The sequence below is a fragment of the Enterobacter sp. ZOR0014 genome (assembly GCF_000798855.1).
Taxonomy (GTDB): domain Bacteria; phylum Pseudomonadota; class Gammaproteobacteria; order Enterobacterales; family Enterobacteriaceae; genus Enterobacter; species Enterobacter kobei.
Window position 1 is genome coordinate 1 of sequence record NZ_JTLF01000315.1, and the last position, 15936, is coordinate 15936.

Consider the following 15936-nt stretch of genomic DNA (forward strand, 5'->3'; position numbering starts at 1 on the left):
TTCGCCGGGTGGCGGCTACGCCTTACCCGGCCTTCAAAACCGTTGGCATCGTTAAATCGCGGCGTCGTCTTCTTCGCCGGTACGGATACGGATTACGCGCGCCACGTCAAAGACGAAGATTTTACCGTCGCCAATTTTGCCCGTCTGCGCCGTGCGGATGATGGTATCCACGCAGGTATCGACGATGTCATCGCTGACCACGATTTCAATTTTCACTTTCGGCAGAAAATCGACCATGTACTCTGCGCCACGATAAAGCTCGGTGTGGCCTTTCTGACGACCAAAACCTTTCACTTCCGTCACGGTCATCCCGGTGATGCCGACTTCCGCCAGCGCTTCACGCACATCATCCAGTTTGAAAGGTTTAATAATCGCATCAATCTTTTTCATGGTGGGTCCTTAAACGCTTGCCTGTAAGCTGCCTCGTAATCGATTGCTCACAGTACCATACGGCATTACTCTTTAAAATCGTTTGCTTCCAGCTCGTGGCGTGAGAGCAGCTTGTAAAACTCGGTGCGGTTGCGTCCGGCCATTCGCGCTGCGTGGGTCACGTTGCCTTTGGTGATCTGCAGCAGCTTGCGCAGATAGTTCAGCTCGAACTGGTTACGCGCTTCGGCGAACGTCGGCAAGGCCGTGTTTTCCCCTTCCAGCGCCTGCTCCACCAGCGCATCGCTGATAACGGGCGATGACGTCAACGCCACACACTGCTCAATCACGTTTACCAGCTGGCGAACGTTACCCGGCCAGCTGGCCGCCATCAGCCGTTTCATCGCATCGGTGGAAAACGCGCGGACAAACGGTTTATGGCGATCGGCCGCCTGACGCAACAGGTGATTCGCCAGCAGCGGAATATCTTCAGCACGCTCCGCCAGTGCCGGGATTTTGAGATTCACCACGTTCAGACGGTAGTAGAGGTCTTCACGAAACTCGTTGCGCGCCATCACTTTTGGTAAGTCGCGGTGGGTGGCGGAAATAATTCGTACGTTAATATCAATATCGCGGTTGCTGCCCAGCGGGCGCACTTTACGTTCCTGAAGCACGCGCAGCAGTTTGACCTGTAGCGGCGCAGGCATGTCACCAATCTCGTCGAGGAACAGCGTGCCGCCTTCCGCGGCCTGGAACAGCCCTTCCCGGCTGCTTACCGCGCCGGTGAAGGCGCCACGGGCATGACCAAACAGTTCGGACTCAAGCAATTGTTCCGGAAGCGCACCGCAGTTAATGGCAATAAAGGCATTTTTGCTGCGCGGGCTGGCGTTATGGATCGCCTGCGCCAGGATCTCTTTCCCGGTTCCGCTCTGGCCGTTAATCAGCACGCTGACGTCGGACTGGGCGACCATCCGCGCCTGCTCAAGCAGACGTAGCATGATCGGGCTGCGGGTCACAATGGATTCACGCCATGCGTCGTCGCCAGAGGGTGCCGCGTGCTCCAGCGCGCTGTCGATGGCTTTGTAGAGTGCGTCTTTATCTACCGGCTTGGTGAGGAAGCTGAATACGCCCTGCTGGGTTGCGGCGACGGCATCCGGAATTGACCCGTGTGCCGTCAGGATAATCACTGGCATGCCCGGCTGCTGCTTCTGGATCTCCGCGAACAGCTGCAGACCGTCCATTTCGTCCATCCGCAGATCGCTGATGACCAGATCAATTTTCTCGCGGCTAAGGACTTTCAGCCCTTCCTGTCCGCTTTCCGCAGTCACTACGCTGTAGCCTTCACTCACCAGACGCATCCCCAGCAGCTTTAACAGCCCGGGGTCGTCATCCACCAGTAAGAGATGGGCAGGTTTACGGCTCGTCATGCTTCACATCCTCTTGTTTCTGCGTGTCGCTGTCCGGTGCTGCGGATGCGCTACCAGGCTGATATTTGCGCGACGAGAGCTGTCTTTCGATATCGGTCAGGTTTTCCAGCTTGCGCGTCGTGGTATCCAGCTGAGTGCGTAAATGCTGTTGCTGTTGACGCAGCGTATCAAGTTCGCTGTCGGTGGACTGCTGGAGCTTGCTGTAGCGAGAGCGCTCTTCAGACAGCTGAAGCTGTAAGGTCTGACCATCCCGCCAGAGCTGGTATACCGGTCGTACCTGTACCGGGAGCGCGATCGTAAAGGTATCCAGCCGGGTCACATTAGCCCGACGTTCGACGGGGGTGATTTTCGCATCGGCCAGTAGAATTCCACGCTTGAAAGCGTCCTGCCAGGTGTCGTCATCCAGCATCGCCGCTTTCGAACGGGCATCCACCGGCGCAAGACGCTGGGCACAATCTATTCCGCGCAGCCAGAACAGCGGATTATTTTCGACATCATGCCCTGACAAATTCCAGATATCGTCACAGCGGGTAGAGAGGAAATCCGCCAGCTGGTTATCCGGCCATTTATCTTCTTGTTTACCGCTTATCGCACTTTGTGGCGCATGGGAAACGCACCCTGCCAGAAATAAACAGGGTAAACCCAGGCGAAATGTGTTGCTGGAAAACACCGCGCGTACGGCGCGGAAAAAGACGTGTGACATACTCACCAGACTTAGATTCATTTTATTGGTTTTTCCGGCTCAGGGGCAGTTCAATACGGAAGCAAACATCCGCACGTTCGTCCGTGGCAATGTTTAGCTCACCCTGCATGCGTCGTATGCAGTCCCGGGCGATGCTTAAGCCCAGACCACTTCCTTTTACCGCACCCTTCCGCTGATGACTCCCCTGGAAAAAGGGTTCGAAGATCATGGTTTTTTCGTCATCAGGGATCGGGGTGCCGGTGTTAGCGACGTCAATAAACACCCGGGAACCCATCGTATAACTTCGGATATAAATGTTACCGGATTCAGTACCATAGTGCACCGCATTGGAGTAAAGATTATCCAGAACGCTCATTAAAAGCATCGGTTCAGCGAGACAGGCAGGCGCACTCAACTCCACCCCGGTATGCATCATTTTAGCTCTTGCTGGCAAGCTATGGGCGGAGATCACCATATCCACCAGCGGCGCAATCTCGACCTCTTCAAGAACGACCGCCCCGTCAGCCAGCTTGCGGTTGTAATCCAGCAGCTGTTCAATCAGCTTTTGCAGGTTGCGGCTGCTGGCATCCAGAATCTCAACAATTTCTTTCTGTTCTGGCGTTAGCGGCCCTGCCACCTCGTCTGCCAGCAGCTCCGTTCCTTCACGCATGCTGGCGATCGGCGTTTTCAGTTCATGGGAAATATGGCGCAGGAACTGATGACGCTGGGATTCCAGCCACGCCAGACGCTCAGACAGCCAGATAATACGCTGACCAACGGAGCGCAGCTCGCGCGGGCCTTTAAAGGAAACCGAATCCCCGAGCGATTTCCCCTCTCCAAGACGGTTGATCATACGCTGAATGCCCTTCACCGGGCCGATGATCATACGGGTAAAGAGCAGAACCAGCCCGAGACTCACCAGGAAAAGCACCAGTGCCTGCCAGCCGAAGAACTGCCCGCGTTCGGCTATCTCCTGCTGCAGCTGCTGACCGCGAGAGAAAATGACCGTGCGGGTTGACTGCACCATCTCGGTGTTGGCGGCAGCAAACGCTTCAAGACGCGCGGCGGCGGCGGCATCCGGCCCGCTATTGTGGCATTGCAGCTGCGCAAGATCGTTCAGATCCTGACGCAATGCCTGATACAGCTTGTCGTCGGGCAACACGCCCGCATGCGCGTCCAGCATCTCGCTGTAGCGCTTGCGCTGACTCTGGTAAACCTTTTCCAGCGTCCGATCGTCAAGCACGCAGTACTGGCGATAGCTACGCTCCATCTCCAGCGCGGCGTTGGTCATCGCTTCACTGCGTCTGGCGTCGATAAGCGTGGTGCGGTTAGTCAGTGCGGCCTGAGCGCTCAGCGCGTTAAGGCTTTGCCACGCCTGCCAGGCGAGGATCAGCAATGGCAGCAGGATTAGCAGGAAGGCCATCATCACGAGCTGTCGCAGGGAGCGGGGAAAAACGGGCCAGCGTTTCAACGCATTACTCTCTTCATGGGGGTTTACGCAGAGCGTAACTGAGTCTGCCCTTCAGATACAACAAAGCCGGGTAAAAACCCGGCTTTGTTATGGAATAAGGCGGTGCCTAACTCGACGTTTCGCCCTGGCCTGATAAAGCATCGCTATGATCAGTAGTTGGACGGCAGGCACCTTTTTGTGCGTCATTCGAAATTTATGTAGCACGTCCCGAAGGGGCTGACATAAGAAGGTGAATGAGCCACTGGTTAATATTATGCAACACTCGTGCCAGAATGCAAAACAAAACATTAACGCATTGATATATAAACATTTTACCAACTTCACCTGTTCATTATCGTTTGAATGATTTTCAGGCTAAGTGTCGCTATTAAGCAACACCTTAACAGGAACCTGTTCTGCCATATATAAATCAATGAGTTAAATGTCTCCTTTTGGAGACAGTCGCAAACCGTCTTTGTCGCAATTTTGCGACACGCATAAAAAAGCCCGGTGCGCTACGCTTACCGGGCCTGGAAGGTACCTGCTTTACATCTTAACCCAACTGTTTACGCGCATTGCGGAAGATACGCATCCACGGGCTGTCCTCGCCCCAGTTTTCCGGGTGCCAGGAGTTGCTCACGGTACGGAACACGCGCTCCGGGTGCGGCATCATAATGGTTGCACGACCACTTTCGCTGGTGACTGCCGTAATACCGTTGACCGAGCCGTTCGGGTTAGCCGGATAGCTTTCGGTGACCTTGCCGAAGTTATCGACAAAGCGCAGCGCCACCAGACCTTTGCTTTCAAGCTGAGCCAGATGTGCTGCATCACGCACTTCTACCTGACCTTCACCGTGGGACACGGCGATTGGCATCTGTGATCCGACCATGCCCTGCAGCAGCAGAGATGGGCTTTGTGTCACTTCCACCAGGCTGAAGCGCGCTTCAAAGCGGTCAGACTGGTTACGCACAAAGCGCGGCCAGGCTTCGCTGCCCGGGATAAGCTCGCGCAGGTTGGACATCATCTGGCAACCGTTACACACGCCCAGCGCCAGCGTTTGCGGACGGTGGAAGAAGGTTTCGAACTCGTCGCGCACGCGGCTGTTAAACAGAATGGACTTCGCCCAGCCTTCACCGGCGCCCAGTACGTCACCGTAAGAGAAACCACCGCAGGCCACCAGCGCCTGGAAATCTTCCAGACCGGTACGCCCGGCCAGCAGATCGCTCATGTGAACGTCGATGGCGTCAAAGCCCGCACGGTGGAAGGCAGCCGCCATTTCAACGTGGGAGTTAACGCCCTGCTCGCGCAGCACGGCCACCTTCGGACGTGCACCCGTCGCAATGTACGGCGCGGCGATGTCTTCGTTGATGTCGAAGGAGAGCTTCACGTTCAGGCCTGGATCGCTGTCGTTAGCCTTCGCGTTATGCTCCTGATCGGCACATTCCGGGTTATCACGCAGGCGCTGCATCTGCCAGGTCGTTTCCGCCCACCACATACGCAGCGTGGTGCGGCTTTCGCTGAAGACGGCATGACCGTCAGCTTCAATGACAAAGCGGTCGCCCTGTACGGCTTTACCCAGATAATGTACGCAGTCTGCCAGACCGTGCTGCGCAAGAATGGCTTCAACCGCATCGCGGTCTGCCGCACGCACCTGAATCACCGCGCCCAGCTCTTCATTGAACAGCGCTGCCAGGCGGTCTTCACCCAGAGAGGCAATATTCGCCTCCACACCACAGTGGCCGGTGAAGGCCATCTCTGCCAGCGTGACCAGCAGGCCGCCGTCGGAGCGGTCGTGGTAGGCCAGCAGCTTACGCTGCGCCACCAGCGCCTGAATTGCATCGTAGAAGCCTTTTAACTGGGCCACGTCACGCACATCGGCCGGTGTATCACCCAGCTGACGATAAACCTGCGCCAGCGCCGTGGCACCCAGCGCGTTGTGACCTTTACCCAGGTCAATCAGCAACAGGGCGTTGTCTTCGGTCGCAAGCTGCGGCGTCACGGTGTGACGTACGTCTTCCACGCGCGCAAAGGCGGAGATGATCAGCGACAGCGGAGAAGTGATCTCGCGCTGCTCGTTGCCTTCCTGCCAGCGGGTTTTCATCGACATGGAGTCTTTGCCCACCGGAATGGTCAGCCCAAGCGCAGGACACAGCTCTTCGCCCACCGCTTTCACGGCTTCATACAGGCCCGCATCCTCGCCAGGGTGACCGGCAGCGGCCATCCAGTTAGCGGAGAGCTTGATACGTTTGATATCGCCAATCTGCGTCGCGGCAATGTTGGTCAGCGCTTCCCCCACAGCCAGGCGGGCGGACGCGGCGAAGTCCAGCAGCGCCACAGGCGTGCGTTCGCCCAGGGCCATCGCTTCACCGTAGTAGCTGTCGAGACTCGCGGTGGTTACGGCACAGTTTGCGACCGGGATCTGCCACGGGCCGACCATCTGATCGCGCGAGACCATACCGGTTACGGTACGGTCGCCAATGGTGACCAGGAAGGTTTTCTCTGCCACCGCCGGCAGGTGCAGCACGCGGTTGACCGCTTCTGCAACGGTGATGCCCTGGCGATCCAGCGCTTTGCCCGCTGCTTTACGCGTTTGCACGTCGCGGGTCATCTTCGGCGTTTTACCGAGCAGAACGTCCAGCGGCAGATCGATCGGCTGGTTGTCGAAATGGGTGTCGCTCAGGGTCAGGTGCTTCTCTTCGGTCGCTTCGCCGATGACGGCATACGGCGCGCGCTCGCGGCGGCACAGCTCGTCAAACAGCGGCAGTTGATCCGCTGCAACCGCCAGAACATAACGTTCCTGGGATTCGTTACACCAGATCTCCAGCGGGCTCATGCCTGGCTCATCGCTCAGGATATCGCGCAGGTTGAAGCGGCCACCGCGACCGCCATCGCTCACCAGCTCCGGCATGGCGTTAGACAGACCGCCCGCGCCCACGTCATGGATAAAGAGAATCGGGTTCGCGTCGCCCAGCTGCCAGCAGCGGTCGATGACTTCCTGGCAGCGACGCTCCATTTCCGGGTTGTCGCGCTGAACGGAAGCAAAGTCGAGATCCGCATCTGACTGACCGGAGGTCATGGAGGATGCCGCGCCGCCGCCCAGGCCGATGTTCATCGCCGGGCCGCCCAGCACGATCAGCTTCGCGCCAACCACGATCTCGCCTTTCTGAACGTGATCGGCACGGATATTGCCGATCCCACCCGCCAGCATGATCGGTTTGTGATAGCCACGCAGCTCTTCGCCGTTGTGACTGTCCACTTTCTCTTCATAGGTACGGAAGTAGCCGTTCAGTGCCGGACGGCCAAATTCGTTGTTGAATGCCGCACCGCCCAGTGGACCGTCGGTCATGATATCCAGCGCGGTCACAATGCGCTCTGGCTTGCCGAAATCCTCTTCCCATGGCTGCTCAAAGCCCGGGATGCGCAGGTTGGAGACGGAGAAACCAACCAGGCCCGCTTTTGGTTTCGCACCACGTCCCGTTGCACCTTCATCACGGATTTCACCGCCTGAACCGGTGGCCGCACCCGGCCACGGGGAAATTGCCGTCGGGTGGTTGTGGGTTTCCACTTTCATCAGGATATGCGCAGGCTCCTGATGGAAGTCGTAACGACCGGTAGCGTGGTCAGCAAAATAGCGCCCAACCTCGGAGCCTTCCATCACCGCGGCATTGTCTTTATAGGCAGACAGCACGTGGTCGGGGGTTTGCTCCATGGTGTTTTTGATCATTTTGAACAGCGATTTAGGCTGCTGTTCGCCGTCAATAATCCAGTCGGCGTTGAAAATTTTATGGCGGCAGTGCTCGGAGTTGGCCTGCGCGAACATGTAGAGCTCGATGTCGTTCGGGTTGCGGTTCAGCTTAACAAACGCATCCTGCAGGTAGTCGATTTCGTCTTCTGCCAGCGCCAGGCCGAGACGCAGGTTAGCGTCAATCAGCGCCTGACGGCCCTGCCCCAGCAGGTCTACGCTTTGTACCGGCGCAGGCTGATGGTGGGAGAAGAGCTTCTGTGCGTCATCAAGAGAGGCAAACACGCTTTCCATCATGCGGTCATGCAGCTCGGCGGCAACCGCCTGCCACTGCGCGTCGCTCAGGGTCGAGGCGTCAACGTAGTAGGCCACGCCGCGCTCCAGACGGTTAATCTGGCTCAGGCCGCAGTTGTGGGCAATGTCGGTGGCTTTAGAAGACCAGGGGGAGATGGTGCCCGGACGCGGCGTCGCAAGGATCAGTTTGCCGGTTGGCGTATGGCTACTCAGATTTGGGCCATACTTGAGCAGGCGTTCCAGCTGTACGCGCTCCTCTGCATTCAGGGGGGCATTCAGGTCAGCAAAATGGACATACTCAGCGTAAATATTGCTTACCGGAAGGTCGGCCGCCTGAAAACGTGCCAGCAGTTTGTTAATACGGAAGGCAGACAGTGCAGGCGAACCACGCAGAATTTCCATCATAAGTCTCTCGTCTTCGAAGCGCCGGGGCGCTTTCAGTGTGCGCAAGGGGGGAAAACGGGCGTCATTATAGAGAATCCTGAGCGCCGACGAAACCGTTTGCGTGGAAATAAAATTGGCGGAGACATTTAGCAATAGATGTGACCTGTCTCTCTAATTGGTTGCCAAGTGGCGCAAGTTTACGCAAAATGCCGCTCATTCAATGGCAAACCTGATTATCAAACATGGCTACAGCATACTGAGGCAACCGGCGTCGCAGAGAATTAACTAATTGAAAAAATTAAAGATTAATTATCTGCTCATCGGCATTGTTACGTTGCTGCTGGCAGTGGCCCTCTGGCCTTCCATCCCCTGGTTCGGTAAAGCCGAAAACCGTATCGCCGCCATTCAGGAGCGGGGGGAGCTGCGCGTCAGTACGCTCAACTCTCCGCTGATTTACAGCGACATTAACGGCAAAATTATTGGCCTTGATTATGAACTGGCGCAGCAGTTCGCCGATTATCTTGGCGTGAAGCTTAAAATTACCGTTCGCCAGAATATCAACCAGCTGTTCGACGACCTTGATAACAACGATGCCGACATACTGGCAGCCGGTCTGGTCTATAACAGTGAGCGTAGCAAAAACTATCAACCGGGCCCGACCTATTACTCCGTTTCGCAACAGCTGGTCTATCGCGTCGGGAGTCTGCGGCCACGCACGCTGGCCTCCATTAACGATCAACAGCTGACCATTGCGCCCGGCCATGTGGTGATTGAGGATCTGCGTGAGCTGAAAGAGAAGAAATACCCCGACCTGAGCTGGAAGGTTGATCCGAAACTGGGCACAACGGAGCTGCTGGAGCAGGTAAAAGATCAGAAACTGCCCTACACCATTGCCGATTCGGTTGCGATCAGTCTGTTCCAGCGCGTGCATCCTGAAATTGCCGTAGCGCTCGACGTTACCGACGAGCAGCCGGTGACCTGGTTTAGTCAGCTCGATGACGATCAGACTCTTTCTGCGGCCATGCTCGATTTCTATAACACCATCAATGAAGACGGCACGCTGGCGCGGCTGGAGGAAAAATATCTCGGCCACGGTGATGACTTTGACTATGTTGACACCCGTAGCTTCCTGCGCGCGGTAGATAGCGTCCTGCCAGACCTGCAGCCATTATTCGAAAAATACGCCCAGGAGATTGACTGGAAACTGCTGGCGGCTATTTCGTATCAGGAGTCCCACTGGGACACCCAGGCCACCTCACCGACCGGCGTGCGTGGCTTAATGATGTTAACCAAAAATACCGCGCTGAGCCTGGGCGTGAATGACCGTACCGATGCGGAACAGAGCATCAGCGGCGGGGCTCGCTATCTTCAGGATATGATGGCCAAAGTGCCGGAAACGGTGCCGGAAGAGGAACGGATCTGGTTTGCGCTGGCAGCCTACAATATGGGCTACGCGCATATGCTTGACGCGCGGGCGCTGACCGCGAAAACGAAAGGTAACCCGGACAGCTGGTCAGACGTAAAGCAACGTCTGCCGCTGCTAAGCCAGAAGCCGTGGTATAACAAGCTGACTTACGGCTACGCGCGCGGACATGAAGCCTACGCCTACGTGGAAAATATCCGTAAGTATCAGATTAGCCTGGTCGGCTATCTGCTCGAGAAAGAAAAAGAGGCGACAGAGGCAAGACAGCTGGCTGAGAGTTATCCGGTTGTGGCGCCGGACGAGCTTAATCGTCCGACAACTTCAATTCTGCCTTTTGTTGCTTTTTCTGCTGACGGCGCATTCGAAAGAAATCGCTTAATAGCGCCGAACACGCTGGTGCAAGTACCCCACCGATAGTTTTCACCTGGTGATTCATCCCTGGATGGCCCAGCACGTCCATCAGCGAACCGGCCGCTCCGGTTTTTTCATCACGCGCGCCAAAGACCAGCGTACCGATCCGGCTATGCACCATCGCCCCAGAACACATCACGCACGGCTCAAGCGTCACATACAGCGTAGTATCGAGCAGGCGATAGTTTTGCAGCACCATTCCGCCCTGACGAAGGGCCATGATTTCAGCGTGCGCAGTCGGATCGTGACGGCCAATCGGGCGGTTCCACCCTTCCCCTATCACCTGGTTATTGTGGACAAGCACGGCACCCACGGGCACTTCTCCCTCGTCCCAGGCGCGCTGGGCAAGCGTAAGCGCATGGCGCATCCAGTATTCATGATCGCGTTCAGGGTTGCACAACGGTTGATACTCCAGTCTAAAAGCGGGCGGCATTATACACACCCGCTATAGATAAGACTATTCGAGTTGCTGAAGTTCGCCTGCGGGCGTGACGCGCCAGCGATGCTGGCAAAAATAGAGCAGCGGGTTGTCCTGTTTGCTGTCGCTGTAGCCGCTGTAGAGACGCAGCGGCGTGCCGATGCGTTTCTCCAGCTGCACCACTTTTTCATGCCCCAGGCAGCGCATACTCAGTACCCAGCCGCCGTAACCACGGGCAATTTGTGTGGCGATAAGATTCACGCGCGGCAGCCAGGGCGTATCAAAATAAACCTGTTCAACCAGCGTCTGCGGGGAGCCCGTGATCAACCAGATGTCGGCATCGTTGGCGTCGAGGTAACTGGTGAGGCGCGCCTGTACAACCGGGAACGCGGCAACATGACCGCGAAACCAGTGCGCAAACTCCTTTTCTAGCTGTTTGAGCCGCGCTTCGCTGTGGCCAAACGTACATCCCCAGAGCAGAAGGCTCATCGGCCAGCGCGCCGCCCGGCCTTTCACCAGCAGCGCGATGCCGATCGCCGGTAACAGCGGTAAGACGAGCAGCGCATTCAGAGGCTGGCGCCGCAGCAGGTAGCGCATAAACGTACCAAACATATCCTGCTGATGCAGCGTTCCATCCAGATCGAAAAAGACAACGCGACGCTCGTGATTTGCCAAACCTTACTCCTCTGGGTCGTTGAATCCTAACAGCCAGGTAAACAGGAACCCGGCGATCACCGCTACAGAATAGCCTAACAGATAGAGCATCACTTTTCCGGTCACGATAGTTAACGCCAGCGGCAAACCGGAGAGACCAAACGTAATGACGGTAGCAACTTTCCAGTAGCTGATGAGCGCCCCGCCGACCGCGCCGCCCAGACAGGCAGCCAGGAACGGTTTACCCAGCGGCAGCGTGACGCCAAAAATCAGCGGTTCGCCAATGCCGAGCAATCCAACCGGAAGCGCGCCTTTAATCACTTTTTTCAGGCGTGCGTTGCGGGTTTTCAGCAGTACGGCAATCGCCGCACCGACCTGCCCCACCCCCGCCATTGAGAGTATAGGCAACAGCGCGTTGTAACCGTGCGCCTGCACCAGTTCGACGTGGATCGGCACCAGTCCCTGATGCAGACCGGTCAGCACCAGCGGCAGGAAGGTGCCTGACAGCACCGCCCCCACTAACAAACCGCCGCGGTCAATGGCCAGAGACGCGCCATGAGCGATGGCATCAGAGATCCATCCCCCTAATGGCTGAAGAACCACAATCGCCACACTACCGGTAATTAACGTGGTCAGCAGCGGGTTGAGGATCAGTTCAATCGAGCCGGGCAATACCGCGCGAAGTCTTTTCTCAATCCAGCACATCAGGATGACCACCAGCAGCACGGCAATCACCCCGCCGCGACCAGGCTGGAGCGCCTCGCCAAACAGCGTAATTTGCGACAGCTGCGGGCTGGAGAGAATGCCCGCCATCACGCCCCCCATCGCCAGCGAACCGCCAAACACTTTGGCAGTATTCACCCCGACCAGAATGTTCATAATGGCAAACACCGCGCTGCCGAAGATCCCCAGAATACCTAACAGGTTCGGATACTGGGTGGCAAAGTCCCCGACGATATCCGGACGCTTGAGAATATTGATAATCCCGGTGATCAAGCCGGAAGCAATAAACGCCGGGATCAGCGGGATAAAGACATTTGCCAGCTGTCGTAGCGCGTCGCTCATGGGGGCTTTGTATTTCGCCTTCGCCTGCGCTTTGGTGCGCGCAGCATCGTCGAGCGTCACACTCGCGCCGCCGCCCATCAGCGCGCGCATGGCATCAACCACCTGCGCCGCTTTCCCCGGCCCGACGATCAGCTGGTGCTGCTGCCCCTGCTTCACGTAACCGCTGACACCGGAAAGCTTCTTCAGGCCCGGCACATCCAGCTGGTCGTCGTTATGCACCTCGACGCGCACGCGCGTCATGCAGTTTTCCAGACGCTGAATATTCTCTTCTCCGCCGATCCCTCGCAGGATATCGCTGGCGAGCGCTGCTGTTTTGTCCATACACGCCTCTGTTAGTTTTCTAATGCCGCCCGTAAGAAGCCATTATGCGCATCGAGTCTGGCTCGCGCGGCCGCCGCATCCAGCCCACTTAAGATCATCAATATGGCGGGTTTAACATCGTGATCGGTCTGTTGGAGTACCGCTTGTGCCTCTTCACGGCTTGCGCCTGTCGCCTCCATCACCATACGGCAGGCTCTGTCCACCAGCTTGACGTTAGTGGCCTGCATATCCACCATCAGGTTCTGATACACCTTGCCGAACTTCACCATCGCACCGGTGGAGATCATATTGAGCACCAGCTTTTGCGCGGTACCGGATTTCAGGCGCGTGGAGCCGGTGAGCGCTTCTGGCCCGACAACCGGGGAGATGGCGATGGCGGCCACCTGAGCGATTGGAGAGCCGGGGTTACAGGAGATGGCGACCGTCGTGCAGCCGGTCTGGTTGGCGTATTCCAGACCGCCAATGACGTACGGCGTGCGCCCGGATGCCGCCAGCCCGACGACCAGATCGTTCGCCGTCAGAGTAAGTGCCTTCAGGTCATCCTCACCCAGCTGTTTGTTATCTTCCGCCCCTTCAACGGCTTTCAGCAGTGCACCAGGCCCCCCCGCAATCAACCCGACCACCAGCCCATGCGGCACGCCAAACGTTGGCGGACATTCGGAGGCGTCCAGCACGCCGAGACGGCCGCTGGTACCGGCGCCCATGTAGATAATGCGGCCACCTGCTTTGAGGGCTTCCGCCGCCGCATCGACCGCTTTCGCTACCTCAGGTAATGTCTCTTTCACTGCCTGAGCGACCAGCGTATCCTGTTGATTAAAACGGTTAACCAGCTCCAGAGTAGAGAGCGCATCCAGATCCATGGTTTGCGGGTTACGCGTTTCAGAAACAAGTGAGCCAAGATTCATTTTTTGTACCTCAAGAATTTTTAATTCATAATAATCACACTATAATGGAATATAAAATTCATTCAGGCGAGCAAAATTCGTATTTGCGTAGACAATCACATTTCCGCCGGGAGTACTTATGAACTGTTTAATTCGCATTCGCCAGCGCTACGCCGGCTTTGCTCAAAGCGACAAAAAACTGGCGGACTTTCTGCTTTCTCAGCCTGACCGCGCCCGTCATCTCAGCTCGCAACAGCTGGCAAGCGAAGCCGGGGTAAGTCAGTCAAGCGTGGTGAAATTTGCCCAGAAGATCGGTTTTAAAGGCTTCCCTGCCCTTAAGCTGGCAATTAGCGAAGCGCTGGTGAGTAATCCCAACCCGCAATCTATGCCGGTGCATAACCAGATCCGCGGGGATGATCCAATGCGTGTGGTCGGGGAAAAGCTGATTAAAGAGAACGTTGCGGCCATGCATGCCACCCTCGACGTGAATACCGAAGAGAAGTTACTGGAAAGCGTGGCGATGCTGCGAGCGGCGCGGCGTATTATTTTAACCGGTATTGGCGCATCCGGCCTGGTGGCGCGTAATTTTGGCTGGAAGCTGACCAAAATCGGTTTTAACGCGATTGTCGAGCAGGATATGCACGCCCTGCTGGCGACCGTGCAGGCGATGGATCCTGAAGATCTGCTGCTGGCCATCTCCTATTCCGGTGAGCGCCGCGAGATTAACATGGCAACGGACGAAGTGCTGCGCGTCGGCGGCAAAATCCTCGCCATCACCGGGTTCACCCCGAATGCCCTGCAACAGCGGGCCACGCGCTGTCTGTATACCATTGCCGAAGAGCAGGCCACGCGCAGCGCGGCGATCTCGTCAACCAGTGCGCAAATGATGCTGACGGACCTGCTGTTTATGGCGCTGGTGCAGCAGGATTTAGAGCGGGCGCCAGAGCGCATTCGCCATAGTGAAGAGCTGGTAAAAAAACTGGTCTGAGTAAGGAATGAGCGTATAATGCCCGCCCTGTTTGTGATGTTTCTGAGAATTTCCTGATGGCGCTGTTAATTACCAAAAAATGCATCAATTGCGATATGTGCGAACCGGAATGCCCGAACCAGGCGATTTCGATGGGCGACAGCATTTATGAGATTAACAGCGACCGCTGCACCGAATGCGTCGGCCACTATGAAACGCCGACCTGTCAGAAAGTGTGCCCGATCCCGAATACCATCCTGAAGGATCCGGCACACGTTGAGGGTGAAGAGCAGCTGTGGGATAAGTTTGTCCTGCTGCACCACGCGGACAAACTCTAGCTTTCAATAATCACCGTTGCGCAGGCGTAGTGACGTTCGTCCGCGAGCGTCACATGCATGTGATTCACGCCCAGTTTCTCAGCAAGCTTTTGCGCCTCGCCCCATAACCGCAGGCGCGGCTTGCCCAGTTCGTCGTTAAATACTTCAAACTGATTAAACGCCAGGCCGTTACGAATGCCCGTACCGAACGCTTTGGCTGCCGCCTCTTTTACCGCAAAACGTTTTGCCAGAAAGCGCACCGGCTGCTGATGCGCTTCCCAGATGGCCCATTCGTTATCGCTGAGCACGCGTCTTGCCAGGCGCTCGCCGCTACGGGCGATCACCGCTTCTATGCGGGCTATCTCAACGATATCAGTGCCTAAGCCCAGAATGGCCATTACTGACGCGCTTCCAGCATCAGGCGTTTCATTTCTGAGACCGCCTCTTTCAGGCCGCTCATCACCGCACGACCAATAATCGCATGACCGATATTCAGCTCATGCATCTCCGGCAGGGCAGCGATAGCCTTAACGTTATGGTAGGTCAGGCCGTGTCCGGCGTTAACCTTCAGCCCCAGGCTCGCCGCGTAGGTGGCCGCTTTGGCAATACGCTCCAGCTCTTTGGCTTGCTCAGCATCGTTTTTGGCATCGGCATAGCAGCCAGTGTGAATTTCGATATACGGCGCGCCAACGTCCGCTGCGGCTTTGATCTGCGCGAAGTCGGCATCGATAAACAGGGAAACCAGGATACCGGCATCCGCCAGATGTTTGCAGGCATCGCGCATTTTATCGATCTGCCCAGCCACATCCAGACCGCCTTCGGTGGTCACTTCCTGACGCTTTTCCGGCACCAGGCAGCAGAAATGGGGTTGAGTCTCGCAGGCAATCGCCAGCATCTCTTCCGTGACCGCCATCTCCAGATTCATGCGCGTATCCAGCGTCTGACGCAGAATACGCACGTCGCGGTCGGTGATGTGGCGGCGGTCTTCACGCAGGTGAACGGTAATGCCGTCGGCGCCAGCCTGTTCGGCGATAAATGCCGCCTGAACCGGATCGGGATAAGCCGTGCCGCGTGCGTTACGCAGCGTGGCAATGTGATCAATATTGACGCCTAACAGTAATTCAGATGTTC

The 15936-nt window shown here is 56.8% G+C and carries 14 protein-coding genes; 3 read left to right on the top strand and 11 right to left on the bottom strand.

The genetic code is table 11. The features are described 5' to 3' along the window. Positions 1-51: 51 nt before the first annotated feature. The 5 genes from glnB to purL form a co-directional block, all read right to left on the bottom strand. The gene (glnB, locus tag L977_RS17500; protein ID WP_003860685.1) at positions 52-390 is read right to left on the bottom strand and encodes a nitrogen regulatory protein P-II; all 339 of its coding nucleotides are present in this window, start codon (positions 388-390) and stop codon (positions 52-54) included. A gap of 65 nt (positions 391-455) precedes the next feature. Further along, positions 456-1793 carry a two-component system response regulator GlrR gene (gene glrR, locus L977_RS17505; RefSeq protein ID WP_014884832.1) on the bottom strand — a complete coding sequence of 446 codons (1338 nt, stop codon included), beginning with the start codon at positions 1791-1793 and terminating at the stop codon, positions 456-458. Further along, positions 1780-2517, bottom strand: a complete 738-nt coding sequence (gene qseG / locus L977_RS17510; protein ID WP_023337635.1) for a two-component system QseEF-associated lipoprotein QseG — start codon at positions 2515-2517, stop codon at positions 1780-1782. The genes glrR and qseG overlap by 14 nt, the downstream gene beginning before the upstream one ends. Position 2518: 1 nt before the next feature. Continuing rightward, positions 2519-3946, bottom strand: a complete 1428-nt coding sequence (gene qseE / locus L977_RS17515) for a two component system sensor histidine kinase QseE/GlrK (RefSeq protein ID WP_047626384.1) — start codon at positions 3944-3946, stop codon at positions 2519-2521. Between the two features lie 532 nt (positions 3947-4478). Then, a complete protein-coding gene (gene purL, locus L977_RS17520) occupies positions 4479-8366 on the bottom strand; it encodes a phosphoribosylformylglycinamidine synthase (RefSeq protein WP_047626385.1) in 3888 nt (1295 codons plus the stop codon). A 268-nt stretch (positions 8367-8634) separates the two neighbouring features. Between purL and mltF the strand changes: the two genes are divergently transcribed. Next, the gene (gene mltF / locus L977_RS17525; protein ID WP_014884836.1) at positions 8635-10185 is read left to right on the top strand and encodes a membrane-bound lytic murein transglycosylase MltF; all 1551 of its coding nucleotides are present in this window, start codon (positions 8635-8637) and stop codon (positions 10183-10185) included. Here the strand turns inward: mltF and tadA are convergent. From tadA to murQ, 4 genes are read right to left on the bottom strand one after another with little or no spacing between them, the layout of a single operon-like run. Next, on the bottom strand, positions 10073-10612 hold the full coding sequence (tadA, locus tag L977_RS23305) for a tRNA adenosine(34) deaminase TadA (RefSeq protein WP_052192649.1): 540 nt from the start codon (positions 10610-10612) through the stop codon (positions 10073-10075). The genes mltF and tadA overlap by 113 nt on opposite strands. 24 nt (positions 10613-10636) lie before the next feature. Then, complete coding sequence (gene yfhb, locus L977_RS17535; RefSeq protein WP_023331092.1) at positions 10637-11272, bottom strand: phosphatidylglycerophosphatase C; 636 nt, start codon at positions 11270-11272, stop codon at positions 10637-10639. Positions 11273-11275: 3 nt separating this feature from the next. Continuing rightward, positions 11276-12637, bottom strand: coding sequence for a PTS transporter subunit EIIC (locus tag L977_RS17540; RefSeq protein ID WP_047626389.1), 1362 nt, complete (start codon positions 12635-12637; stop codon positions 11276-11278). An 11-nt stretch (positions 12638-12648) separates the two neighbouring features. Next, a complete protein-coding gene (gene murQ / locus L977_RS17545; RefSeq protein WP_045281164.1) occupies positions 12649-13542 on the bottom strand; it encodes an N-acetylmuramic acid 6-phosphate etherase in 894 nt (297 codons plus the stop codon). A 118-nt stretch (positions 13543-13660) separates the two neighbouring features. Between murQ and L977_RS17550 the strand changes: the two genes are divergently transcribed. Beyond that, on the top strand, positions 13661-14509 hold the full coding sequence (locus L977_RS17550; RefSeq protein ID WP_014884841.1) for a MurR/RpiR family transcriptional regulator: 849 nt from the start codon (positions 13661-13663) through the stop codon (positions 14507-14509). Positions 14510-14565: 56 nt separating this feature from the next. After that, positions 14566-14826, top strand: a complete 261-nt coding sequence (locus L977_RS17555) for a YfhL family 4Fe-4S dicluster ferredoxin (protein ID WP_047626390.1) — start codon at positions 14566-14568, stop codon at positions 14824-14826. Here the strand turns inward: L977_RS17555 and acpS are convergent. Then, the gene (gene acpS / locus L977_RS17560; protein ID WP_014884843.1) at positions 14823-15203 is read right to left on the bottom strand and encodes a holo-ACP synthase; all 381 of its coding nucleotides are present in this window, start codon (positions 15201-15203) and stop codon (positions 14823-14825) included. The two genes, L977_RS17555 and acpS, sit on opposite strands and share 4 nt — an antisense overlap. After that, the coding region (gene pdxJ, locus L977_RS17565) for a pyridoxine 5'-phosphate synthase (protein WP_231563617.1) at positions 15203-15936 on the bottom strand (734 nt) is incomplete at its 5' end. The genes pdxJ and acpS, both read right to left, overlap by 1 nt.

What these genes read in the sequence shown, in the direction of transcription:
- glnB (WP_003860685.1), bottom strand. Translation starts at nt 390, where the DNA reads ATGAAAAAGATTGATGCGATTATTAAACCTTTCAAACTGGATGATGTG.
- glrR (WP_014884832.1), bottom strand. Translation starts at nt 1,793, where the DNA reads ATGACGAGCCGTAAACCTGCCCATCTCTTACTGGTGGATGACGACCCC.
- qseG (WP_023337635.1), bottom strand. Translation starts at nt 2,517, where the DNA reads ATGAATCTAAGTCTGGTGAGTATGTCACACGTCTTTTTCCGCGCCGTA.
- purL (WP_047626385.1), bottom strand. Translation starts at nt 8,366, where the DNA reads ATGATGGAAATTCTGCGTGGTTCGCCTGCACTGTCTGCCTTCCGTATT.
- tadA (WP_052192649.1), bottom strand. Translation starts at nt 10,612, where the DNA reads ATGCCGCCCGCTTTTAGACTGGAGTATCAACCGTTGTGCAACCCTGAA.
- L977_RS17540 (WP_047626389.1), bottom strand. Translation starts at nt 12,637, where the DNA reads ATGGACAAAACAGCAGCGCTCGCCAGCGATATCCTGCGAGGGATCGGC.
- murQ (WP_045281164.1), bottom strand. Translation starts at nt 13,542, where the DNA reads ATGAATCTTGGCTCACTTGTTTCTGAAACGCGTAACCCGCAAACCATG.
- L977_RS17550 (WP_014884841.1), top strand. Translation starts at nt 13,661, where the DNA reads ATGAACTGTTTAATTCGCATTCGCCAGCGCTACGCCGGCTTTGCTCAA.
- L977_RS17555 (WP_047626390.1), top strand. Translation starts at nt 14,566, where the DNA reads ATGGCGCTGTTAATTACCAAAAAATGCATCAATTGCGATATGTGCGAA.
- acpS (WP_014884843.1), bottom strand. Translation starts at nt 15,203, where the DNA reads ATGGCCATTCTGGGCTTAGGCACTGATATCGTTGAGATAGCCCGCATA.